This window comes from Brevundimonas sp. (assembly GCF_036677305.1).
Lineage (GTDB): Bacteria > Pseudomonadota > Alphaproteobacteria > Caulobacterales > Caulobacteraceae > Brevundimonas.
Genome location: NZ_JAKFEB010000045.1, coordinates 23,985 through 46,286 on the forward strand (window position 1 = coordinate 23,985; position 22,302 = coordinate 46,286).

Below are 22,302 nucleotides of genomic sequence, written 5' to 3' on the forward strand. Positions count from 1 at the left end.
CACCGCGTTCATTGTCCCGGGCGGCTCATCCGCCTATCTTGCCGGCATGAGTACGCGCTGGACCCCCGATAGCTGGAGACAAAAGCCCGTCGTGCAGATGCCGACGGACTATCCCGACATGGCCGCCCTGGGCCGCGTGGAGGACGAGCTGCGCGCCCTGCCGCCGCTGGTTTTCGCCGGCGAGGCGCGGCATCTGACCGCCAAACTGGCCCAGGTCGAGGCGGGCAACGCCTTCCTGCTCCAGGGCGGCGACTGCGCCGAGAGCTTCAAGGAGTTCTCGACCGACAACATCCGCGACACCTTCCGCCTGATCCTGCAGATGGCGGTGGTCCTGACCTTCGCGGGCGGCAAGCCGGTGGTGAAGGTCGGCCGCATCGCCGGCCAGTTCGCCAAACCGCGCTCCTCCTCGCTTGAGACCATCGGCGACGAGACCCTGCCCAGCTACCGCGGCGACATCATCAACGGCATGGCCTTCACGCCGGAAGAGCGCGTGCCGGATCCGCAGCGCCTGCTGCGCGCCTACAACCAGTCGGCCTCGACCCTGAACCTGCTGCGCGCCTTCGCCGGCGGCGGCTACGCCGACCTGTACAACATCCACCGCTGGACCATGGGGTTCGCGGCCGACAGCGCCTACGGCCACAAATATCGCGAGCTGGCCGACAAGATCACCGAGGCCCTGACCTTCATGGAGGCCGTCGGCGTCACGCCCGAGAGCCATCCCGATCTGAGCCGGGTCGAGGTCTTCACCAGCCACGAGGCCCTGCTGCTGAACCTCGAGAGCGCCCTGACGCGCCTCGACGGGGCGACGGGCGAATGGTTCGACACCTCGGCCCACATGGTCTGGATCGGCGAACGCACCCGCCAGCTGGACGGCGCCCATGTCGAGTTCGCGCGCGGCATCAGGAATCCGATCGGCGTGAAGTGCGGCCCGACCATGGAGCCCGACGACCTTCTGCCGCTGATCGACGCCCTGAACCCGGACAATACGCCGGGTCGCCTGACCCTGATCGGCCGTTTCGGCGCCGACAAGGTCGGCGACCGCCTGCCGCGCCTGATGAAGGCTGTGAAGGCCGAGGGCCGACGCGTGGTCTGGTCGATCGACCCCATGCACGGCAATACGCTGAAGGCCGGCAACGGCTACAAGACCCGCCCGTTCGAACGCATCCTCGCCGAGGTGCGCGGCTTCATCGACGTCGCCGAGGCCGAGGGCGTTCACCCGGGCGGCGTGCATCTGGAGATGACGGGCCAGAACGTGACCGAATGCCTCGGCGGCGCCCAGGCCCTGACCGAGGACGATCTGTCCAGCCGTTACCACACCCATTGCGATCCGCGCCTGAACGCCGACCAGTCGCTGGAACTGGCCTTCCTTGTCGCCGAGCGGCTGAAGGCCGGACGCCGGTCGCAATCGGCGGCGGCCTAGGCATGGAGGGGGTGGGCAGACCTTCGGGCGACGACGTCGGCGGCCGCTGCGCCTACCAGGGCGCGCCCGGCGCCTTCAGCCATGAAGCCTGTCTCGACCTGCGGCCCTGGGATGAGGCCGTACCCTATGACTCGTTCGAGGCTGCGCTCGACGCCCTGAAGGCCGGCGAAGTCGGCTGCGCCCTGATCCCTGTCGAGAACAGCGCCATCGGCCGCGTCGAGCCGGCGGCTTCGCTGGTCGAGGCGGCGGATCTGGCCGTCGTGTCCGAAATCTGGCGCCCCATCCGGCTGGCCCTGATGGCCCCTCCCGGCGCCAGCCTGCGTAGCGTCAAAACGGCCGAAAGCCACCCCGCCGCCCTGCGGCAGTGCCCCGAAACGCTCGCAGCGCTCGGCCTGACGCCGGTCGAGGCCTTCGATACCGCGGGCGCGGCCCGCGCGGTGGCCGAAGCCGGGGACCTGTCCCGCGCCGCCGTGGCCCCCACCCGCGCCGCCGAGGTCTATGAACTGTCGATCCTGCGCAACGATATCCAGGATTCCGAAGATAACCGGACGCGATTTGTCCTCCTGAGCGCCAATCCGGGTTGACGCCGCACGATCCATGCGGCCTTTGAGGCTCATGGTCCGCTCGCAAGCCACCGCTGCGACTGCATTCGCCCGCGTTTTCGCGGCCGCGGACCTGTATTTCTACGGCTTTCGATACGCCGGCTGAGGCGTCGGGGACATCGTCCTGACGGCCTCGCCGGCGACCGCCCCGCCTGGGGCGGCGGCTCGCAAAACCTCATCGCCGTGATCGAAATCGAAAGTCCTCTCCCGTGCCCCATTCCAGTACCAAGCCCGCCCTCCAGCAAGTCTGGCCGTCGCCCGCCGTTGCGCTCGTGACCGACATCTCGCCCGAAAGCATGGCCCTGGCGGCCCTGCGTCACGAGATCGACCACCTCGACGACGAACTGCTGGCCCTGTTCGAGCGCCGTCTGGCCATCGCCGCCCGCGTCGGCCAGGCCAAGGACGCCCCCGCCGGCCCCCATGTGAAACTGCGACCCGACCGCGAACAGGCGGTGCTGGCCCGTATGCTGGCGAAGGCCAGCCCCGACAACCGCGAGGCCGTCGAATCCCTGTGGCGGCAGATTGTAGGCTGGGGGCTGGCGCGTCAGGGCCGGATCAAGGTCCAGGTCTGGTCGCCGGTCGAGCCGACCCGCGCCTTCGACGGGGCCCGTCTTCGCTTCGGCGCGGCGGCCGACATGCGCGCCGTCCGCGATCCCGAGGCCGCCCTCGCCTGGGCCGCCGAAGGCCATGGCGTGGCCGTGCTGGCGGTCAACGCCGACAGCGCCTGGTGGATCGGCCTGCGCCGCGACTGGTCGATGCTGAGCGTGTTCGACGGTTTCGGCGGCGCGACGCCGACGGCGCTGGCGGTCGGGAAGATCGACCCGGCGGCGCTCCCGACCGGGCGGCGCGTGATCGTGGACGCCGGCGGCGACGCCGGAGACGGCGGCGGCATCCGCCGACGCGGCCTTGCGACCCATCACGGCTGGACCCTGTCCCTCACCGAAGCCGCCCTGCCGGTCGGCGGGGACGAGGGCTGCGTCGGCGCGATCGGCTAGCCTGCTTTCGCGGCCCGGATGGCGCGGTCGATGTCGGCGGGCTGGATGCTGGCGTTGGCGCGGCCGTTGACGAAGAACGTTGGCGTGCCGAGCAGGCCCAGGCCCGTGGCCGAAGTCTGGACGTCCGCCAGATGGCGCGCCGTCTGCGGGCTGGACATCGCCGCCTGCGCCGCAGGGGCCGCTATGCCGTTGGCCGCGAGGATGCGGTCAACGGCCGCCTTGTTCAGCGCGGGTTCGGCCATCAGGGCGCGGAACACGGCCAGATATTTGCCCTCGCGATGCGCGGCCTGGGCGGCGCGCGCGGCGTAGTGCGAGACGTCGTCGGCGCCGCGATCGAGGATGGGCCAGTCCTTGAAGACGAAGCGCACGTCCGGGTGCGCCTCGACCAGTCGCAAGACGTCCGGCGCCGTCGCCTTGCAGCCGGGGCATCGGAAGTCGAAGAACTCGATCACGGTGACCTTGGCGTCGACGGGGCCGAAGGCGGGGTCCTGCGCGCTGACGGCCAGCAGCGAGGGGTTGGCCGCGGCGCGCTGGTTGATCGCATCGGTGCGGGCGCCGTCCTCCTTCGCCTGCAGCGCGGCGCTGACCTCCTGCAGGATTTCCGGGTTCTTCAGCAGGTAGCTGCGCACCTTGGCGTCGAAGCCGCTGCTGCCCTGCGCGTAGGGCGCGGCGGCCAGCCCCAGGGCGACGACGGAGACGGCCATGGAGGCCATCGCCGCGCGGGGGCGATCGAAAAAGCCGCGGTCTCGCGCGGGCGTGGGGTCGGGCGCGTCGGTCATGTCGGTCTCGATGAAAGGGGTCAGCCCGCGGCGGGGATGACGCCGCCGCGGTCGCGGCGGCTGTTGCGGCGGTCGACGGCGTCGACGTCGTCCTGGGTCGCGCCGGAGGCGAAGACGATGTCCATGGCGCGGGTCCATTCCGCCGTGCCGGGGGCCAGCATGTCGCGGGCGCGCAGGGCGAACTGCGTCGCCTGCTGTTGGGCCCCCATGGCGAAATACATCTCCGCCGAGGCGAGGCGAGCCTCGCCTTCCTTGTTCTGGCTGGCGTAGGCCTGGCTCAGCAGCCGCCAGCCCATGGTGTTGTCCTGTTCCAGGGCGGTGGCGCGTTTCAGCTGGTTCACGGCCTCTTCCAGCCTGGCGGGATCGTGGGTTTCGATCAGGGCGTGGCCCAGATTGATGCGCAGGAGCGGGGCGTCGGGTTTCAGTTCCACCGAGCGCTGGTGCGCGCCGATGGCTTCAGCCGGCCGGCCTTCCTCGAACAGGATCTGGCCCTTCAGCTCCCAGAAATAGGGGTTCTCGGGCTGTTCTGTCAGGAAGACGTCAACGGCGGCGAGCGCCCTGTCGGTCTGGCCGTCCCGATACCAGGCGATGGCGCGGGCGTAGCGCGCGGGCAGGGAGGCGTCGCTCTCCGGATAGTCGCGGAGCGTCTGGTTCGGCGCATCCATGAAGGCGTGGATCTTGGCGAGGATCAACGCGTGTTCGGCCATGCGTTCGGGGCTGTCCTGCTTGCCGTAGTTCGATTGCTCGGCGACGAAGCGGCGCAGGTTCTCGATGCGGTCGGACGACAGGGGGTGGCTGCGGAAATACGGATAGCGACGCGCGTCGGAGAAGACTTCCTGCGAGCGGAAATTCTCGAAGAAGGAGACCAGCCCCCGACCGGATTCGCCCGCTCTCTCGAGCGCCCGAGCCCCGGTGTTGTCGGCCTCGCCTTCCTGGTGGGTCATGTAGCGCAAGGCGCTGAGGGTGCCGAAATACTGGCTGTTGCCGAGCAGAACGGCCCCGGCGTCGGGGGCGCCCGCCGCGATGGCCAGCGCGCCCAGCGCCATGGTCATCAGCATGGGCTGCATGCCCGCGCCCTGGGCCCCGTCGCGCAGGGTGTGGCGGTTCTTGATGTGCCCGGCCTCGTGGGCGAGCACGCCGAGAAGTTCGTTGGCGTTGCGGGTCTTCAGGATCAGGCCGGTGTTGACCCCCATGATCCGCCCGCGGGTGGCGAAGGCGTTGAGATCGTTTTCGTTGATCAGCAGGATCTCGACCTCGGACGGCTCCAGCCCCATGGCGACCAGAACCGGGTCCGTCCATTCATGGATGATGCCTTCGATCTCGGTGTCGCGAATCGCACTCTGGGCCGTGGCGGGCGAGGCCGCCGCCAGCACGAGGCCGACGGCGGCGGCAATGCCTGACAGACGGACGGCGGCGCTTCGGGACAGCCAGTTCACAGCGAACTCCTCATACCCACTATACGCCCCCGCCCGGCCGATGGTCACAACCTAATCACGGCGTTTCAGCGGCGCCACCATCCGCGCTTCGGCTTCTCGGGCGGCGCGACGATCTGGTTCGGGTCTTCAGCGATCAGGGCGGCGACGTCGACTTCCGGCTGCGGAGCCGCCACGGGGGCTGTCACGGCCGCAGGTTTCGGTTCGACCGGAGCCGGGGTCTCGACCGCTTCAGCGGGCGTGACGTCCAGCACGGCAGGCGCGGCTTCCGGCTCCGCCTCGTTGGGCTCGACCGGTGCGGTGACGGCTTCGGGCTCGGACTCGGCGGTGGCGCTGGCCGAGACCTTGCGGCGGACGCGCCGGCGCTTGGGCTCCTCGGGGATGGCGACGGGAGCGACCTCGGCCGCATCGTCGATGACCACGGCCATCGGCGTGTCGACCGAACCGTCGGGCGGCATGCCTTCATTGGTGGCGCGGGTCTCGACCTTGGTTTCGTGGGTCAGGCCCTGTTCGCTGCCGCGATCCCGACCGCGACCGCGTCCACGACGACGGCGCGAGCGCGGTCCGCGTTCGCCGCCGATCTCGCCCTCGGGCCGTTCGCCGACGACTTCATCGACATCGCCCGCAGGCGCAGCGTCGGCTTCGGCGCGCGGTTCGACGCGTTCGGGGTTGATCGGATCGAACCAGACGTAGGGATCTTCCAGCGACGGCGTACGGCCGCGCACCCAGTTGAACCCGTCGCGCTCGCCGCCCTCTTCACGCACGCGGCGTCCGCCACGGCGTCCACGCCGGCGGCGACGGCCGCTTTCGCTGTCGTCGTCGTCCTCGCCGGCGGCGGGGGCGGGGACTGCGGCTTCGTCCGTCGAGGCTTCGGCGCCGTCGCGACGTCCCCCGCGACGACGACGGCCACGGCCGCGGCCGTTTTCGCCCTCGGCGCGCTCGGCGCGTTCGCGGGGTTCGTCATCGTCCGTGTCCTCGCGGTCGAGGGCGTCGTCGTCGGCGATGAATTCGTCGTCCTCGCCGTCGTCCTCATCCTCGAAGGCGCTGTCGTCGAAGCCGTCGTCGAGGTCGATGAAGGCTTCGGGGCGCTCGGGAACGAAGTCCTCGTTGGTTTCGGTGCGTTCCAGCGCGTGCTCGCCCTGGCCGAGGGTGTCGTCGATGACGATGACGACGTTCAGGCCGCGCTGGGTCAGCAGGCGCTGAAGGTAATCGCGCTTGTGGTTCAGGATGTAGAGGGCGACGGCGGTGCACAGGCGCAGGTTCACCGAGCCCGCGCCGTTCTTGCCGGCCTCGATGTCCACGGCGCGCAGGGTCATCAGCGCGGCGCTTTCGGCCGAGCGGATGCGTCCGGCGCCCTGGCAGTGCGGGCAAACCTCGGTGGCGCCCTCGATGACGCCGAGGCGGCGGCGCTGGCGGCTGATTTCCATCAGGCCGAAGCCCGAGATGCGGCCCATCTGGATGCGGGCGCGGTCCTTGGCCAGGGCGTCCTTGAGCACCTTCTCGACGGTGCGGTTGTTCTTCGACTCATCCATGTCGATGAAGTCGATGACGATCAGGCCGGCGAGGTCGCGCAGGCGCAGCTGGCGGGCGGCCTCGACGGCGGCTTCCATATTGGTCTTGGTGGCCGTGGCCTCGACGTTGCGTTCCTTGGTCGAACGACCCGAGTTCACGTCGATGGCGACCAGCGCCTCGGTCTGGTTGATGACCAGATAGCCGCCGGACGGCAGCGGCACGACGGGTTGGTGGATCTGGGTCAGCATCTCCTCGATGCCGTTGGTCGCGAACAGCGGGCGGGCGCCCTGGTACAGGTGAACCTTCTTCGATTGCGAGGGCATCAGCACGCGCATGAAGTCGCGCGCCTCCTTGAAGCCCTCGACGCCCTCGACCTGGATGCCGTCGAAATCCTTGTCGAACATGTCGCGCACGGCGCGGCGGACGAGGTTTTCTTCCTCATAGATGATCGAGGGGGCGTTCGATTTCAGCGTGGTTTCGCGGATCGTCTCCCACAGGCGCAGCAGATATTCGTAGTCGCGCTTGATCTCGGCCTTGGTGCGTTTGGCGCCGGCGGTGCGGATGATCAGCCCCATGCCCTGGGGCACGTGCAGGGCGGCCGCGGCGGCCTTCAGGCGCTTGCGGTCTGTGGCCTGGGTGATCTTGCGCGAAATGCCGCCGCCCTTGCCGGTGTTGGGCATGAGGACGCAGTAGCGGCCCGCCAGCGACAGCCAGGTGGTCAGGGCCGCGCCCTTGCCGCCGCGCTCGTCCTTGACGACCTGCACCAGCATGACCTGCCGGCGCTTGATGACGTCCTGGATCTTGTAGCGGCGCATCAGGCGGCGCTTGAGGCGCTCCTCCTCGGCCATGCCGCCTTCGGATTCGTCGTCGGCGTGGTCGCGGGCGTGCTCGTCGTGATCATCATCCTCCGAGTGCGCCTCGGCCATGATGGCTTCGCGGTCGGCGACGGGGATCTGATAATAGTCGGGGTGGATTTCGCTGAAGGCGAGGAAGCCGTGGCGGTTGCCGCCGTATTCCACGAACGCAGCCTGGAGGCTGGGCTCTACGCGAACGACCTTGGCGAGGTAGATGTTGCCGCGAAGCTGGCGCTTCGCGCGGGATTCAAAGTCGAATTCCTCGACCTGACGGCCCTCGACGATGGCTACGCGGGTCTCCTCCGCGTGGGCGGCGTCGATCAACATGGTCTTTGACATGGAAGGTGTCTTTCTGGCGCGCTCGGCCATCCCCGCGAAGGGGGCAGGCGGCTCGCCGAATGGGATTGCGGGCAGGCGCAGACGCAGTCCCGTCGCCGCGGCGAAGGCCGCGGGCGAGGTCGGTTGTTTCAAACCGGAAGGGAGCGCAGGCGATGGGGCCCATGGGGGTTCAGTAAGGTCCTGGGGCCGGACGCGCCGTCTGTAGGGCGTCCCGGTCCCGTCTTCAAACCGGCGGGTGCTACCCCGGCCAGTCCTCGGATCAGTGAAAACACGCCGCGAGGAGGGCGCGCCCGGCCTGAGGTCAGGGGGCGCGATCGTTCGCGGACATTCCAAGCATAGGCATTGCGGCCATGAATTAAAAGCGGCGTCGCTTTAACGCTCTGGCGACCACGTTGAGTCATCATGCGCCCAACCAAGAAGGTGGGTTCCCGTCGAATGCACGGACTGTTGCGTATCAACCTGACGCGTTGGGGCGTTCGCGAGTGGGCGACAGCGGCTTTCGCCGTTGCCGTTTTCTGCGTCGCCGTGTTCGCGGCCGGGCGCGGTCTGGCCTCCGGGGCCATGGGCGAGGTGCTGCGCGTCCGCTTCGGCGGCGACGCCCAACATACGCGCGTGGTGGTCGACCTGGACCGGACGGCGCGCGGACAGGTGATCCAGTCGGGCGACCAGGGGCAGGTGGTGGTGTCGCTGGCGGGCGTCGCGCCGCAGCGCGGGCTGGCCGGCACCGGGACGGGACTGGTCAGGGGCTGGCGCGTCGCCGGCGCGGGCCTCGCCTCGCGGGTCGAGCTCGACCTTGCGACCAGCGCCGAGATCGAGCGCCGCTTCCTGCTGCCGCCCGGCGACGGCATCAACCACTACCGCTATGTGATCGACCTGAAGGCGACCGGACGCGCCCCGACGCGCGCCCCGGCCCGCACCGCGCCTGCGACGCGCCCGGCCGAGCGGCCCCTGATCTACATCGACGCGGGCCACGGCGGCCGCGATCCGGGCGCCAGGGGCGCAAGCACCAATGAGAGCGCCGTGACGCTGGCGGCGGCCCAGGCCCTGAAACAGGAGCTGGAACGCACCGGCCGCTATCGCGTGCGGCTGACGCGGGAGAGCGACGCCTATGTCGACCTGTACCGCCGCGTGGCCATCGCCCGGCAGGCCGACGCCGACCTGTTCATTTCCCTGCACGCCGACGCGGGCGGCGATCCGGCCACGCGCGGCGCCTCCGTCTACACCCTGTCCGAACAGGGGGCGGGGCGGGCCGTGCGCGAGTTCACGCGCGGCGAGAACTGGCAGCGCAGCCTGAACCTGCCCGGCCGTGACGCCTCGGTGGACCGCATCCTGCTGGACATGACCCAGCGCGCCACCCAGAACCGGTCCGCCCAGCTGGCCCGGACGCTGCTGGGCGAGCTGGAAGGCGCCGACCATCCGCTGCTGCGGCGCAGCCACCGTGACGCCGGCCTGGCCGTGCTGCTGGCCCCCGACGTGCCCGCCGTGCTGCTGGAAATGGGCTTCATCACCAATCCCGAGGACGAGCGGCTGCTGAACGACAGCCGCGCCCGGCGCCGCCTGATGCGCGCGGTGGCGCAGGGTATCGACCGCTATTTCCGCGAACCCGCGGGCGCGCTGCAGATGGCGTCAAACGGGGCGACGGGCGGCCAGCCCTGACGACCGCGCTCAATATCGTCTTCCGGGAATCCGGAGACCGGTAGCGTCCCGAACGGTCCGGACCCTCAGGGTCGGGGCATCCGCCAGTTGCCCGGGGGCTGCCAGACCGGAGCCTTGGCCGCCGGCGTCAGGATCGCCAGCGGGGGCTTGGCTCCGGCCGTGGCCAGGGCAGCGACGGACTGGACCGGGAGGGGCGCCGGCGCCGGGGCCGGCGCATACAGCTCCGGATAGATGCGACGGTCAGCCTTGCGTTCGTCGAAGGTGTAGAAGGCGGGCATGGTGATGCGACGGCCCCGCGTCACCTTCAGCACGCCGTGCTCGTGGTGATAGCCGGCGCTGAACGCCACCAGCATGCCGCGCTTCGGCTTCAACACCCGGTCCTGGGCGGTGAAATACAGTTCGCCCCCCTCATAGTCGTCGTTGAGATAGACGATGCTGGAGAAGTCGCGCCAGGGCGTGCTGTGCGCCGAGCCGTCGGGATTGCTGTTGTCGGTATGCGGCGGCAGGCAGGAGCCCTTCTCCCACACGTTGAGCTGCACGGTGTCGGTCCACAGCGGGCGGGTCAGGGCGTAGAATTCGCCCAGCATGGCGGTGGCCCGCTTCTGGAACCCTCCCATGATCGCCGCCGCCGAGGCGTTATGCTCGGCCACATCGTCCATGTAGACGATACGGCCCTCCCAGAAGTCGATGCCGATCCTGCGGTGCTTAACCAGGCCGTGCAGGCGGTCGAACATCGTCGTCAGACGGTCGCATTCCTTCGAGGTCAGGAAGTCCGCGATGATGATGAAGTCCTGCGCGTCGTACTGCGCCGGCGTGATCGGGGCGGTGGCCGCAGACGGGGTCAGAACGCCGTCGACGACCCGTCTCCGGCCGAGGAGGTTTGCTTCGGTCTGACGGAGGTCGATCGACGCCATCCTGCTGTCCGGCGCCCACGCCCTTCGATCAACCATGTCCCCGCCCCAACGCTGATGTCGAAGGCATTGGCTAACACGACCGAGTCGGCGCTGAAAAGGGACGGGGGAGCGCGCGCCAGCCCGCCGCGGGCGGGCGAAGACGAGCGGCGGCTGACGACGCGCGTCGTTTTTCAGCGATTGCTCATCTCTTGCTCATGCCGCTCAGCGGCGGATGAGGCCTTGGTCTCCGCACGACGGCGGAGGCGGACCGGCGCGCTCGCTGTTTTGAGATGAACGAAAAGTAATGATGACCGAACTGTAATGTTGGTGGCGGCCTGATCCTGCCTTGAGCATGACGAAGAAGTAACTGTCTCGATAAACGGCGGCTCGATAGCCGTTACAACTCTAAACGGGGCCGTGTCCCGCAAGCTCACCGGGGGAGCGTCCCATGACTTCATTCAAACTTCTGCTGCTGGCGAGCGCCGCCATCGTCACCTCGGCCGGGCCGGCTCTGGCCCAGACGGCGACGCCGCCCGCCGCGCAGACGCCGCCTCCGACCGCGCAGACGCCGACGCCCGCCCCGGAGGGGGAAGAGGAGGCGACGGCCGTCGAGGACGTGGTCGTCAACGCGCGCCAGACCGACATCCGCAGTTCGATCGATTCGACCAGCTACAGCCTGGCGGACGACCTGCAGGCGCAAACCGGCAGTCTCGCCGACGCGCTGCGCAACATTCCGTCGGTGGATGTGGATCCGCAGGGCAATGTGTCGCTGCGCGGCGACGCCAATGTGACCATTCTGGTGGACGGGCGGCCCTCGGGCGTCCTGACCGGCGAGGGACGGGCGCAGGCCCTGCTGCAGCTGCCGGCCGACCAGTACGCCCGCATCGAGGTGATGACCAACCCGTCGGCCGCCTACAGCCCCGAGGGCTCGGGCGGGGTGATCAATCTGATCACCAAGCCGACGACGGTGCGCGCAGGCGCGGTCACCACGGGCTCGATCCGCGCCAACGTGGGCGACGGCGGGCGATGGAACGCCGGGTTCAGCGGCTCCTGGCAGCAGGACAAGCTGACGCTGTCAGGCGACGCGGGCATGAGGCATGACCTGGCGCTGCAGACGTTCGAGCGTCTGCGCGAGAGCCTGGACGCCGCCGGCGCGGTGACGCAGACGACGGCCCAGACCCAGAACATCGACGGGGAGGTCGACGTCCAGTTCCTGCGCCTGGGAGCCGAATACCGGCTGACCGACCAGATCCAGCTGACCACCGAGGTGCGGGGCAACCTGATCGAGAACGGCGGCGGCGGGCTTGAGACCTATGACACCCGGTCCGCCTCGGGCGCGCCGCTGAGCTTCTACACCCGGGACGGCGCCTTCAATTTCAACGGCGACAATGTCGGCGTCACCGGGCGGGTGCTGCGCCGGTTCGGCGATCAGGGGCATGACTGGACGAACGAGCTGCGGGTCGACCGCAACCGCGGTCATTTTTCGCTGACGTCGGAATATGACTTCGCCCTGCCGGCTTCGCCGCCGGTGTACGAGCAACTGGACAACCGCAACCGGCTGAACCTCGTCGGCTTCACCAGCGCCTATGTGCGGCCGTTGTCGGACGGCGGACGTCTGCGGGCCGGCTATGAGCTGGAGACGCGGGACGCGGCGTTCGACAACGCGGCCAGCCGGGGGCCGGCGCCGGACGCCCTGGTCCCCGATCCCTTCGTGACCAACCGGTTCGAGGTCGATCAGGCGGTGCACGCCGCCTACGCCACCTGGGAGCGGCCGTTCGGCAAGCTGTCGGCCCAGCTGGGCCTGCGGCTGGAATACGCCGACGTCGAGGTAAACCAGGTCACCACGGGCGTTACGGGAGGGCAGGACTATTTCCGCGCCTATCCGACCCTGCATGCGACGTATCAGCTGACGGACACCCAGTCGCTGCGGGGCAGCTACAGCCAGCGAATTCAGCGGCCGATGCCGTTCCAGCTGAACCCCTTCATCAGCTATCAGGACCCGCTGAACCTGCGGTCGGGCAATCCGGACCTGGAGCCGCAGGAGACGGATTCGTTCGAGGCCATGTGGCAGATGCGGGCGGGGCAGACCTTCTACCAGGCGACGGCCTACTACCGCGACACGTCCAAGGCCTTCACCGACGTGGTGACCGATCTGGGCGGCGGCGTGCTGCTGACCCGGCCCGAGAACCTGGGCGCGCGGCGCGACATGGGCGTGGAGCTTGTCGCCAACGGCCGGCTGCATTCGACCCTGCGCTACAACGCCAGCGTCAACGTCTTCCAGCAGGAGATCGACGCGGCGGGCATTCCCGGCGCGCAGGACACCTCGGCCACGGTGGTGAGCGGCCGGGGCAATCTGAACTGGCAGCCGACAGCCGATGACTTCCTGCAGATCGCCGGAGTCTGGCAGGGCGAGACCCTGCAGGCGCAGGGCGCGCGGGAAGCGGGCGGGATCATCAACCTCGGCTATCGCCGCAAGCTGAACGAGAAGCTGGCCTTCCAGGCGACGGTGCGGGACCTGTTCGACAATTTCGGCGACGTCACCACCTATGAGACGCCGACCTTCCGCGACCGGACGGAGCGCACCTTCGGCGGGCGGGCCTGGTATGTGGGCCTGACCTACGCCTTCGGGCAGGGACCGCGGCGCCAGCAGGACCCGCAGTTCGACTTCTCGGCCTCGCCGACGCCCAACTGATCGACAGCCGTGGATCGACGGGATGCGTTCCGGCCGGAGACCGCCTATCTCCGGCCCATGCGTCTGAGAGTCGTCGATCTGGAAACCACCGGGGGAGACCGGACCGCCGAGATCATCGAGGTGGGCATCGTCGATGTCGTGCCGGAAGGGCAGGGCTGGAAGGCCCTGCCGCCGGTGACGCGGCTGTTCCGGCCGCGGGGCGAGATCTCGTTTCACGCCATGGCGGTGCATCACCTGACCCCGGCGCATTTCTGCGACGCCGATCCGCACTGCGACGAATACGCCCTGCGCGAGATGTTCCTGCCGGAGCCCGCCGATGTGATGGTGGCGCATGCGGCGCGGTTCGAGCGGGGCTTCATCGCCGATACGGCGCACGGCGGTTTGCCGTGGATCTGCACGGTGCGCTCGGCCAAGGCGGTGTGGCCGCAGGCGCCGGGGCATTCCAACCAGGTGTTGCGCTACTGGCGCGGCCTGGACCTCGATCCGGCCCTGGCCAATCCGGCGCACCGGGCCGGGCCCGACGCCTGGGTGACAGCGCATCTGCTGATCGACCTGCTGAAGGAGGCGACCCTCGAGCAGATGATCGCCTGGACGGCCGAGCGGCGGCCCGTGGACCGTATTCCGTTCGGCAAGCATCGCGGCAAGGCCTGGTCCGAACCGCCCGACGACTATCTGCGCTGGATGGCGGGGCAGGGGGATATGGACGCCGATGTCGTGGCCGCCGCGCGACAGGAACTGGAACGTCGCAAAGGGCCTATGGCGGACGCCGACGACGCAAGCTAAACCCGTTCGCTGGGCGCGCCTTTCGGAGACTGCGGTGAAGATTGCCGAACGCTGGTTCGTAATGGCGGGTGTCGCCCTGCTGGGCGCGATCGCCCTGGCGGGGCTGATCGTCGCCGTCTATGCGGCCTGGCTGTTCCATGACCTGCCGGACGCCTCCGAACTGGCCGACTACCGGCCGGCGACGGCGACGCGGGTCTATGCGGGCGACGGCACCCTGATCGGCGAGTTCTCGGACGAGCGGCGCATCTATGTGCCCTATGAGCAGATCCCGCTGCCGGTGGTGCAGGCCTTCCTCGCAGCCGAGGACCGCAATTTCTTCAACCACGGCGGCATCGACGTGGGCGGCCTGGGCCGGGCCATGTTCAAGAACGTGTTCAACGCGGCCACCGGGCGGCGGCTGGAAGGCGGCTCGACGATCACCCAACAGGTGGCCAAGAACGTCCTGCTGACCAACGAGAGCAGCATCAACCGCAAGGTCAAGGAAGCCATCCTCGCCAACCGGCTCGAGGCGACGCTGACCAAGCAGCAGATCCTCGAGCTGTATCTGAACGAAATCTTCCTCGGCTATCGCTCGTACGGCGTGGCGGCGGCGGCCTACAACTATTTCGGCAAGTCGCTGAGCCAGCTGACGCCGGACGAGGCGGCCTTCCTGGCGGCCCTGCCCAAGGGGCCGAACAACTACCATCCCAAACGCCACCCCGGCGCCGCCAAGGGCCGCCGCGACTGGGTGCTGGGCGAGATGAACCAGAGCGGCTGGCTGAGCGACGAACAGCTGGCGCAGGCCCGCGCCCGCCCGCTGACGACCCAGGACGCGCCGCGGCGGGCCCAGTACGCCGACGCCGACTTCTTCGTCGAGGAGGCGCGCCGTCAGGCCATCGCCCGCTTCGGCAAGGAGGAGGTCAACCGCGGCGGCTACTATATGCGCACCACGCTGGACCCCGAGCTGCAGTCGGCGGCGCGCGACGCCCTGATGAAGGGGCTCGAGAACTACGACCGCCGCCACGGCTGGCGCGGGGCGTGGGGCACGACCGACTTCGCGGCAGGCTGGCGCGAAAGCGTCCGCGGGCAGCGTCCGCCCGAGCGCCGCGCCTGGGAGGCCGCCGCCGTCGAGAGCGCCTCGGGCAACAGCGTGCGCATCCGCACCGCCCGCGACGACCTGACGGGCTATCTGATCACCGAGGACGCGGCCTGGGCCAACGCCAACCGCCCGCTGAAGCGCGGCGACCTGATCTTCGTCGAGGCCAAGGGCGGCCAGTACGCCCTGAAGCAGGTGCCGCGGGTCAACGGGGCGCTGGTGGCCATCGAGCCCCAGTCGGGCCGGGTGCTGGCCATGGTCGGCGGATATTCCTACGCCCTGTCCAGCTTCAACCGCGCGACCCAGGCGGAACGCCAGCCGGGCTCGGCCTTCAAGCCGTTCGTCTATGCGACGGCGCTGGAGGGGGACTATACGCCCGCCTCGATCGTGCTGGACGCGCCGATCAGCTTCGCCGGCGGCCCGAACGGCACGCGCTGGAGCCCCGAGAACTACAGCCGCGAATACTACGGCCCGCAGACCCTGCGGCGCGGCCTGGAGCTGTCGCGCAACGTCATGACCGTGCGGCTGGCCCAGGCCATCGGCATGCGCAACGTCGTCGACCTGTCGAAGAAGATGGGCGTGTCGGACAATCTGCAGCCCAATCTGTCGGTGTCGCTGGGCGCCGGCGAGACGACGCCGTACCGGCTGACGGCCGCCTACGCCGCCTTCGTCAACGGCGGGCGCCGGGTCGACCCCTATCTGATCGAAATGGTCCAGGACCGCGACGGCGAGACCATCTTCAGCGCCGACCGGCGCCGCTGCCGTGACTGCGGACGGCCGTTCACGGGCCAGGAGTCGCCGCGTCTCGAACAGCGCGGGACCCAGGTCATCGACCCGATCACCGCCTATCAGATGAGCTCGATGCTGATGGGCGTGGTCCAGCGCGGCACCGCCGCCAGCGCCAGCGTGCTGGGGCCGAACATCGGCGGCAAGACGGGCACGACCAACGAATACCGTTCGGCCTGGTTCGTCGGCTTCTCGTCCGACATCGTGGTCGGGGTCTTCATCGGCTTCGACGACAACCGGCCGCTGGGCTCGGGCGAGACGGGGGCGACGGGGCCGGTGCCGGTGTTCACCGACTTCATGCGGGTGGCCTTGCGCGAGCGTCCGGCCCGGCCGCTGGTCCGGCCGCGCAACGCCGTCTTCCGCACGGTGAACGGCATCGAGGAAGCCTTCCGCCCCGGCACGGAACGCCGGCGGGAAGAAGAGCGCCGCGCGCCCGTCGAGCAGATCCCGACGGGACCGCAGAACTACAACGAGGTCATCCGTCGCGAAATCGAGGGGCCTGACGCGCCGCCCGCCGCGACCGCCCCGCCGCCGACCACGACGCCCCCGCCGCCGAAGAAGGACGAGGATCTGACCGGCCTGTACTAGGGTCTGCCGGTTCCTCTTCCCCTTTGCCCCGGCGCGCTCTATGTCCGCGCCTCACCTTGTATCGCCGGAGAATGCGATGAGACCGGATGTCGAGGCCATGAAGGCCGACATCGAGCAGAGCATCGCTCTGCTCAGGAGGCGTCTTTGACTGGGATGTCGCACTCAGGAAGCTCGATGAGCTGAACGCGCGGGTCGAGGACCCGACGCTGTGGAACGACCCCGAGGCCGCACAGGCCGTGTCGCGAGACCGTTCGCGCCTCGAGGCCCAGATCAACACCGTCCGCGAGATGGAAACCGGTCTGGAAGAGGGCGTGATGCTCTCCGAAATGGCCGACGAGGAAGGCGATGAGGCGACGCTGGAAGAGGCGCGCGCCCAGCTTAAGGGCATCAAGGACCGTGCGGGCCGCGCGGAGCTGGAGGCCCTGCTGTCCGGTGAGGCCGACGGCAACGACGCCTATCTGGAAGTGAACTCCGGCGCCGGCGGCACCGAGTCCTGCGACTGGGCCGGGATGCTGCTGCGGATGTATTCGCGCTGGGCCAGGGCGCACGGCTATGAGGTCGAGCTGGAGGCCGAGGAATCGGGCGACCAGGCGGGCATCAAGTCGGCCACCATCCTGATCACGGGGCCTAACGCCTATGGCTGGCTGAAGTCGGAATCGGGCGTGCACCGGCTGGTGCGCATCAGCCCGTATGATGCGGCGGCCAAACGGCACACCTCGTTCGCCTCGGTCGGGGTGTCGCCGGTGGTGGACGACGCCATCGAGATCGACATCAATCCGTCGGACGTGCGCACCGACACCTATCGCGCCTCGGGCTCGGGCGGCCAGCACATCAACAAGACCGACTCGGCGGTGCGTCTGACGCACATTCCGACCAACACCGTGGTGGCCTGTCAGGCCGGCCGGTCGCAGCACCAGAACCGCGAACAGGCGTGGAAGATGCTGCGGGCGCGGCTGTACGAACTGGAGCTGCAGCGGCGCGAGGCCGCGGCCCAGGCCGTGGCCGACGCCAAGACCGACATCGGCTGGGGCCACCAGATCCGGTCCTACGTCCTGCAGCCGTACCAGATGGTCAAGGACCTGCGGACCAACGTCGAGACCTCGGACACCCAGGGGGTCCTGGACGGGGATCTGGACGCCTTCATGGGGGCGGCGCTGGCGGCCCGGGTGGGCGAGACGCGCGGATCGACGGTGGAATAGGAAGCCGGGGGCCTAATAGAGGTTCGCGAGAATGGTATCGAGCCGGCTCACCGCAGCGGGGTCGTTGGAACGGGCTTGTCGCATGGCGCGCACCTCGGCCACCAGCGGATCCTCGCACCGGTGCTTGTCTATCTGCGTGCTGAGGTACTGCTCCCGCTCGGGAACTTCACTGCCGACCTCGCCGCTGAGGTGCGCGCAAATGACCGCGCGGTACTCCAGCGCTTCCAGAGGGTCGGTCGGCTCGACCTCGATCAGCCGATAATGGTCCTGCATGGCCTCCCAGGACATCGGCCCGGGGGGGCGGGGAGGGCTCGCCGACGCAGCCTGCGACGGCGCCGGGGCTGACGCTGGCGCAGCGGTTTCAGCGGTCGGGGTCTGATCCGCAGGCCCGCAGGCGGCGAGGATCAGGACGGTCAGTCCAATAACGACAGTCCGAGACATGCGGCGCCCTCCCCGGGCATGTGACAGTGCGGCTCAGGTCGCTTCGCGGATCGCGAGAACGGCCGGGAAGTTATCGTCCATGACCGTGCCCTCATTATCGAGCTGATCGACGGCGCCCATCTGAACTTCCCAGGTCTTGTCGCTGACCCCGACCGGCAGAGCCTGGCTTTCGAACCAGGGCGTGCAGAGGTCGGCGGAGCACATCACCTCATTCGCCTCGCCGCCGTCGATCGGCTGGATCTGGAGATAGCAGTTGTCGCCACAGGTGAGACCGGTGATCCTGATCTTTGTCCAGGCGCCCTCAGGAGTGCTGGCGGGCGCTGCAGCCGCCGGCGCCGGCGCGGCGGCTTCAGGGGGCGGCGGCTGATCCGCAGGCCCGCAAGACGCGAGGATCAGGCTGGTCAGTCCAATGAAGACAAAGCGAGACATGGTCCCTCCCCGGGGCATGTGAAATGTGGGTGGAGCGGCGAAGTCATCGAGATCGGGCGCGCCCGTGAACGACCGCCGATATGCACGCTACCCCGGCGTGTCAGGAATCGGAAATGGGCAGCCGGGACCGTCCCGCGCAGCCGGGCATGGCCATGAAAAAAGGCCCCGGATCGCTCCGGGGCCTTTTGTCTTTCAGACCGAGAGGATCAGACCTGCGGCTTCATGTCGATGACCTGCGGCGCGGGCTCGGGCGCGGCCGGACGCGGGGCGGCGGTCGGGGCGGGAGCCTCGCGGCGGCCCTGCAGGACACGGCCCTGGAAATAGGCGCCGATGTCGATCGACATCTGTTCGGCGGTGATGTCGCCGTCGACATAGGCGGTGGCGATCAGCTTGACCTGCTTGCCCGAGATGGCGCCGACGACGCGGCCGCGGATCTCGACATAGTCGCCCGAGACATTGCCCTCGATGGCGCCGGTCTCGCCGACGATCAGGCGGCCGACGCGGACATCGCCCTTGATCGAGCCGTCGATCTGCAGGTCGCCGGAGCCGGTGATGGTCCCGTCGAACTGGAGGTCGGCCGACAGGGTCGACAGGCCGCGCTGGCTGGTCGGCGCAGGCGCGGCGGGACGCGGCGCGGCGCCGGGCGCCGGCAGATCGGGCAGCGGCGGAATAGCCGCGCCGGCGTTGGCGCGCGGCTCGGCGGGCGGGACGGGGGATTTAGTCTTGTTGAACAAGTTGGTCTCCGGCTCTCATGAAGCGGGCTGGGTTTTGCGGGCGGCCGTTCATCCACACCTCGTAGTGCAGGTGAACGCCGGTTGAGCGTCCTGTGGTTCCCATGGCGCCGACACGCTGTCCCAATGCAATTCTCTGGCCAGCCGCGACCGAGGTCGCGTTCAGGTGGGCGTAGCGGGTCTTGAACCCCCGGCCATGGTCCACCTCTACGGTGTTGCCATAGCCGGATCGCACGCCGACGAAAGACACGATTCCGGGAGCGGGGGCGTAGATGGGCGTGTTCAGCGGCGCGGCGAAATCCTGTCCCTGATGGAGCGCAGGACGGCCGTTGAACGGGTCAAAACGGACGCCGAATCCCGAAGTGGTACGGGCCTGGGTCGGACGGCGGAAAGGCATGCCCTCGGCGGCGTTGGCCAGTGTGCGCATTTCGGACAGGTTGTCGGCGGCGTGGCGGATGCGGACGGCGAAGGCCTCGTCCACGTCCAGAACGGCGGCCAGCGCGCGCGGATCGCGGGCCTCGACCAGCGGTCCGCCCAGGGCCGTGTCGTGCGGCGCATAGGCGGCGGGGTTCAGCCCGGCGAGACGGAAGGCGAGGCGCAGGCGCTCGGCCCGTGTGTGGGCCTCGTTCTCGGCGCGCGAGATCAGCCGCTCCTGATCCATGCGCACGGCGATCATGCGCTGGACGGGAGAGGATCTGGCGGGATCGAGGGCGATGGCGGGGCGCAGGGCGGTCTGGGCGCCCTCGACGCCGCGGAACATGCCCATGACCTGGGTCAGGGCGGCGTGGCGGCGCTCGACCATCTGGGCCATTTCGTCGAGCGAGCCGGTGGTGGCGCTCATGCGCACGACGGCGCTGTCCAGACGGGCCTGAAGGTCGGCGTTCATTCGCTCGGAGGCGGCGCGGGCGCGGGCGACCGTGCGGTCGGACTGGCTCTGGGCCGCCATGTCGAGGATCAGGCTGCCCGAGGCGGCGAGGGTCCAGCCGCCGATCAGGACGGCGGCGGCGGCGGCGAGGATCTGTTTGGCGGGCGTGAGGGCCCAGGCGCGGACGGCGTCGCCGTCGCGCAGATACAGATATCGGGTCGGAAACCATTTTCCGACCAGAGACCGCCTGCCGGTCGGCTCATGTTCGGTCATCACGCAACGCCCCCACGTACGAGCGGGGTTTATGCGCCCGGCATTGCGGAGGCGGCAAGTCTCTTCACGCTTTGTTAACCACGATAACGCGGTTTCGCGGGAATGAAGACGGTATTCGGGCCGCAAATTCGCCTGCTAGGCGAGTGCGAGAATCTGTGAAACGGGCGTTACATCTCTGGTTGTAGAGAAACGTCCGTATTCAGAGTGATTGCGTCGCCGCCAAGACTTCGGCCGCGTGGCCCTTGACTGACACCTTGCGCCAGACCCGGCGGACCACGCCGGCTCCGTCGATCAGGAAGGTCGCGCGCTCGATACCCATGTATTCGCGGCCATAGAGCTTCTTCTGCACCCAGACGCCCCACGCATTGGTCACGTCCTCGGGCTCGTCGGAGGCGAGGACGACCTTCAGATCGTGTTTGGCCTTGAACCGGTCGAGCTTTTTGACCGGGTCGCGGGAGACGCCGATGACCACGGCGCCGGCGGCGGCGAACGCATCGGCGAGGGCCGAGAAGTCCCTGGCCTCATTGGTGCAGGTCGGAGTGTCGGCCTTGGGGTAGAAGAAGATGACGATCTTCCGCCCGTTCAGATCGGCCAGCGACACGCGGCCGCCGTTGTCGGCGGCCATGTCGAAGGCGGGGGCTTTCTGACCTTCGGTGATTTCCAACGCTCTTCTCCCGTCAGACCGGCCGCACCAGAACGATCTTCTTCTTCCCGGCCGCCAGTTTCAGGACCCCGTCGGCATTGACGTCGCCGGCCTCGATCAGGCGGGCGCCGTCGGCGATAGCCTCGTCGTTGAGACGCAGGCCGCCGCCCTGGGCGAGGCGGCGGGCCTCGCCGTTGGAGGCGGTCAGGCCGGCCTTGGTCGTGACGGCCGCAATCATGGCGCCGATGACCTCGGCGGACGGGATTTCAACGGTCGGCAGGTCGGCGGAGAGCGTGCCGCGTTCGAAGGCGCCCTCGGCCGCGGCGCGGGCTGTGGCGGCGGCGTCAGGGCCGTGCAGCATCGTCGTCGCGGCGTCGGCGAGCGTCTTCTTGGCGTCGTTGATGCCGGCGCCTTCAAGGGCTTCCAGCCGCGCGATCTCGTCCAGCGGCAGGTCGGTGAACAGCCGCAGGAATTTGCCCACGTCCGCGTCGTCGACGTTCCGCCAGAACTGCCAGTAGTCGTAGGGAGAAAGCTGTTGGGCGTTCAGCCAGACCGCGCCCTGGGCCGTCTTGCCCATCTTGCCGCCCGAGGCGGTGGTCAGCAGCGGCGTGGTCAGGCCGAAGGCGGCCTTGTGGTCGACGCGGCGCACCAGATCGACGCCCGAGACGATGTTGCCCCACTGGTCCGAGCCGCCCATCTGCAGGGTGCAGTTCCGGGCGCGGTTCAGCTCGAGGAAGTCCACCGACTGCATCAGCATGTAGTTGAACTCGAGGAAGGTCATCGGCTGTTCGCGTTCCAGCCGCAGCTTGACCGAGTCGAAGGCCAGCATCCGGTTGACGGTGAAATGCGTGCCGAAGTCGCGCAGGAACTGGATGTAGCCGTAGCCGGACAGCCAGGCGTCATTGTCCAGCATGATCGCGTCGGTCGGGCCGTCGCCGAAGGTGAGGAATTTCTCGAACACGGTGCGGATCGAGGCGATGTTCGACCGGATGGTCTCGTCGGTCAGCTGCGGCCGCGAGGCGTCCTTGCCGGTCGGGTCGCCGACCTTGGTCGTGCCGCCGCCCATCAGGACGATGGGCTTGCCGCCGGCCTGCTGGAGGCGACGCAGCATCATGATCTGGATCAGGCTGCCGACGTGCAGCGACGGGGCGGTGGCGTCGAAGCCGATGTAGCCGGTGACCACGCCGGAGGCTGCGGCGGCGTCCAGCTCGGCCGGGTGGGTGATCTGATGGATGTAGCCGCGCGCCTGAAGGGTTTTCAGGAAGTCGGACTTGAAGGCGGTCTCGGCGGTCATGAGTCGGGGATCAGGCTTGG

Annotated in this window: 18 protein-coding genes; 8 read left to right on the top strand and 10 right to left on the bottom strand. The window is 69.0% G+C overall.

Annotated features, from left to right (window positions below; translation table 11 throughout):
- Positions 1–46: 46 nt before the first annotated feature.
- The 3 genes from V6M42_RS02675 to V6M42_RS02685 all read left to right on the top strand — a co-directional run bounded on the left by V6M42_RS02675 (position 47) and on the right by V6M42_RS02685 (position 3,017).
- Positions 47–1,420, top strand: coding sequence for a class II 3-deoxy-7-phosphoheptulonate synthase (locus V6M42_RS02675; protein ID WP_332658176.1), 1,374 nt, complete (start codon positions 47–49; stop codon positions 1,418–1,420).
- A 2-nt stretch (positions 1,421–1,422) separates the two neighbouring features.
- The gene (locus tag V6M42_RS02680; RefSeq protein WP_332676960.1) at positions 1,423–2,004 is read left to right on the top strand and encodes a prephenate dehydratase domain-containing protein; all 582 of its coding nucleotides are present in this window, start codon (positions 1,423–1,425) and stop codon (positions 2,002–2,004) included.
- A gap of 227 nt (positions 2,005–2,231) precedes the next feature.
- The gene (locus V6M42_RS02685; RefSeq protein WP_332676961.1) at positions 2,232–3,017 is read left to right on the top strand and encodes a chorismate mutase; all 786 of its coding nucleotides are present in this window, start codon (positions 2,232–2,234) and stop codon (positions 3,015–3,017) included.
- Here V6M42_RS02685 and V6M42_RS02690 read toward each other — a convergent pair.
- The 3 genes from V6M42_RS02690 to V6M42_RS02700 all read right to left on the bottom strand — a co-directional run bounded on the left by V6M42_RS02690 (position 3,014) and on the right by V6M42_RS02700 (position 7,934).
- Entirely contained in the window at positions 3,014–3,796 is a 783-nt protein-coding gene (locus V6M42_RS02690) for a DsbA family protein (RefSeq protein ID WP_332658181.1), read from the bottom strand. The genes V6M42_RS02685 and V6M42_RS02690 overlap by 4 nt on opposite strands.
- A gap of 20 nt (positions 3,797–3,816) precedes the next feature.
- Entirely contained in the window at positions 3,817–5,232 is a 1,416-nt protein-coding gene (locus V6M42_RS02695) for a M48 family metalloprotease (protein ID WP_332658182.1), read from the bottom strand.
- Positions 5,233–5,297: 65 nt separating this feature from the next.
- Positions 5,298–7,934, bottom strand: coding sequence for an Rne/Rng family ribonuclease (locus tag V6M42_RS02700; protein ID WP_332676962.1), 2,637 nt, complete (start codon positions 7,932–7,934; stop codon positions 5,298–5,300).
- Positions 7,935–8,369: 435 nt separating this feature from the next.
- On the opposite strand from V6M42_RS02700, the gene V6M42_RS02705 reads away from it, so the two are divergent.
- Complete coding sequence (locus V6M42_RS02705) at positions 8,370–9,590, top strand: N-acetylmuramoyl-L-alanine amidase family protein (protein WP_332676964.1); 1,221 nt, start codon at positions 8,370–8,372, stop codon at positions 9,588–9,590.
- Positions 9,591–9,655: 65 nt separating this feature from the next.
- Here the strand turns inward: V6M42_RS02705 and V6M42_RS02710 are convergent, their stop codons facing one another.
- Positions 9,656–10,504: a prolyl hydroxylase family protein gene (locus V6M42_RS02710; protein WP_332676966.1), complete on the bottom strand. Its 849-nt coding sequence runs from the start codon at positions 10,502–10,504 to the stop codon at positions 9,656–9,658.
- A gap of 427 nt (positions 10,505–10,931) precedes the next feature.
- On the opposite strand from V6M42_RS02710, the gene V6M42_RS02715 reads away from it, so the two are divergent.
- The 4 genes from V6M42_RS02715 to prfB all read left to right on the top strand — a co-directional run bounded on the left by V6M42_RS02715 (position 10,932) and on the right by prfB (position 17,606).
- Positions 10,932–13,175, top strand: coding sequence for a TonB-dependent receptor domain-containing protein (locus V6M42_RS02715; protein WP_332676968.1), 2,244 nt, complete (start codon positions 10,932–10,934; stop codon positions 13,173–13,175).
- A gap of 57 nt (positions 13,176–13,232) precedes the next feature.
- On the top strand, positions 13,233–13,958 hold the full coding sequence (locus V6M42_RS02720) for an exonuclease domain-containing protein (protein ID WP_332676970.1): 726 nt from the start codon (positions 13,233–13,235) through the stop codon (positions 13,956–13,958).
- A gap of 61 nt (positions 13,959–14,019) precedes the next feature.
- On the top strand, positions 14,020–16,407 hold the full coding sequence (locus V6M42_RS02725; protein ID WP_332658232.1) for a penicillin-binding protein 1A: 2,388 nt from the start codon (positions 14,020–14,022) through the stop codon (positions 16,405–16,407).
- A gap of 76 nt (positions 16,408–16,483) precedes the next feature.
- A protein-coding gene (gene prfB, locus V6M42_RS02730; protein WP_332676972.1) for a peptide chain release factor 2 occupies positions 16,484–17,606 on the top strand; the annotation gives its coding sequence in 2 pieces (ribosomal slippage) (positions 16,484–16,552 and positions 16,554–17,606; 1,122 coding nt in all).
- Positions 17,607–17,618: 12 nt separating this feature from the next.
- Here the strand turns inward: prfB and V6M42_RS02735 are convergent.
- The 6 genes from V6M42_RS02735 to tyrS all read right to left on the bottom strand — a co-directional run bounded on the left by V6M42_RS02735 (position 17,619) and on the right by tyrS (position 22,282).
- A complete protein-coding gene (locus V6M42_RS02735; protein ID WP_332676975.1) occupies positions 17,619–17,879 on the bottom strand; it encodes a hypothetical protein in 261 nt (86 codons plus the stop codon).
- Positions 17,880–18,080: 201 nt separating this feature from the next.
- Positions 18,081–18,476 carry a hypothetical protein gene (locus V6M42_RS02740; RefSeq protein WP_332676977.1) on the bottom strand — a complete coding sequence of 132 codons (396 nt, stop codon included), beginning with the start codon at positions 18,474–18,476 and terminating at the stop codon, positions 18,081–18,083.
- 206 nt (positions 18,477–18,682) lie between these two features.
- Positions 18,683–19,210, bottom strand: coding sequence for a bactofilin family protein (locus V6M42_RS02745; RefSeq protein ID WP_332676980.1), 528 nt, complete (start codon positions 19,208–19,210; stop codon positions 18,683–18,685).
- A complete protein-coding gene (locus V6M42_RS02750) occupies positions 19,194–20,345 on the bottom strand; it encodes a M23 family metallopeptidase (protein ID WP_332676982.1) in 1,152 nt (383 codons plus the stop codon). Before V6M42_RS02750 ends, V6M42_RS02745 begins: the two co-directional genes overlap by 17 nt.
- Before the next feature lie 199 nt (positions 20,346–20,544).
- Positions 20,545–21,009 (bottom strand): peroxiredoxin, encoded by a 465-nt coding sequence (locus V6M42_RS02755; RefSeq protein WP_332658201.1) that lies wholly within the window; start codon positions 21,007–21,009, stop codon positions 20,545–20,547.
- Between the two features lie 13 nt (positions 21,010–21,022).
- The gene (tyrS, locus tag V6M42_RS02760; RefSeq protein ID WP_332676984.1) at positions 21,023–22,282 is read right to left on the bottom strand and encodes a tyrosine--tRNA ligase; all 1,260 of its coding nucleotides are present in this window, start codon (positions 22,280–22,282) and stop codon (positions 21,023–21,025) included.
- Positions 22,283–22,302 lie beyond the last annotated feature (20 nt).

What these genes read in the sequence shown, in the direction of transcription:
- V6M42_RS02705 (WP_332676964.1), top strand. Translation starts at nt 8,370, where the DNA reads ATGCACGGACTGTTGCGTATCAACCTGACGCGTTGGGGCGTTCGCGAG.
- V6M42_RS02740 (WP_332676977.1), bottom strand. Translation starts at nt 18,476, where the DNA reads ATGTCTCGCTTTGTCTTCATTGGACTGACCAGCCTGATCCTCGCGTCT.
- tyrS (WP_332676984.1), bottom strand. Translation starts at nt 22,282, where the DNA reads ATGACCGCCGAGACCGCCTTCAAGTCCGACTTCCTGAAAACCCTTCAG.
- V6M42_RS02690 (WP_332658181.1), bottom strand. Translation starts at nt 3,796, where the DNA reads ATGACCGACGCGCCCGACCCCACGCCCGCGCGAGACCGCGGCTTTTTC.
- V6M42_RS02680 (WP_332676960.1), top strand. Translation starts at nt 1,423, where the DNA reads ATGGAGGGGGTGGGCAGACCTTCGGGCGACGACGTCGGCGGCCGCTGC.
- V6M42_RS02735 (WP_332676975.1), bottom strand. Translation starts at nt 17,879, where the DNA reads ATGCAGGACCATTATCGGCTGATCGAGGTCGAGCCGACCGACCCTCTG.
- V6M42_RS02700 (WP_332676962.1), bottom strand. Translation starts at nt 7,934, where the DNA reads ATGTCAAAGACCATGTTGATCGACGCCGCCCACGCGGAGGAGACCCGC.
- V6M42_RS02750 (WP_332676982.1), bottom strand. Translation starts at nt 20,345, where the DNA reads ATGACCGAACATGAGCCGACCGGCAGGCGGTCTCTGGTCGGAAAATGG.
- V6M42_RS02725 (WP_332658232.1), top strand. Translation starts at nt 14,020, where the DNA reads ATGGCGGGTGTCGCCCTGCTGGGCGCGATCGCCCTGGCGGGGCTGATC.
- V6M42_RS02715 (WP_332676968.1), top strand. Translation starts at nt 10,932, where the DNA reads ATGACTTCATTCAAACTTCTGCTGCTGGCGAGCGCCGCCATCGTCACC.
- V6M42_RS02720 (WP_332676970.1), top strand. Translation starts at nt 13,233, where the DNA reads ATGCGTCTGAGAGTCGTCGATCTGGAAACCACCGGGGGAGACCGGACC.
- V6M42_RS02675 (WP_332658176.1), top strand. Translation starts at nt 47, where the DNA reads ATGAGTACGCGCTGGACCCCCGATAGCTGGAGACAAAAGCCCGTCGTG.
- V6M42_RS02710 (WP_332676966.1), bottom strand. Translation starts at nt 10,504, where the DNA reads ATGGCGTCGATCGACCTCCGTCAGACCGAAGCAAACCTCCTCGGCCGG.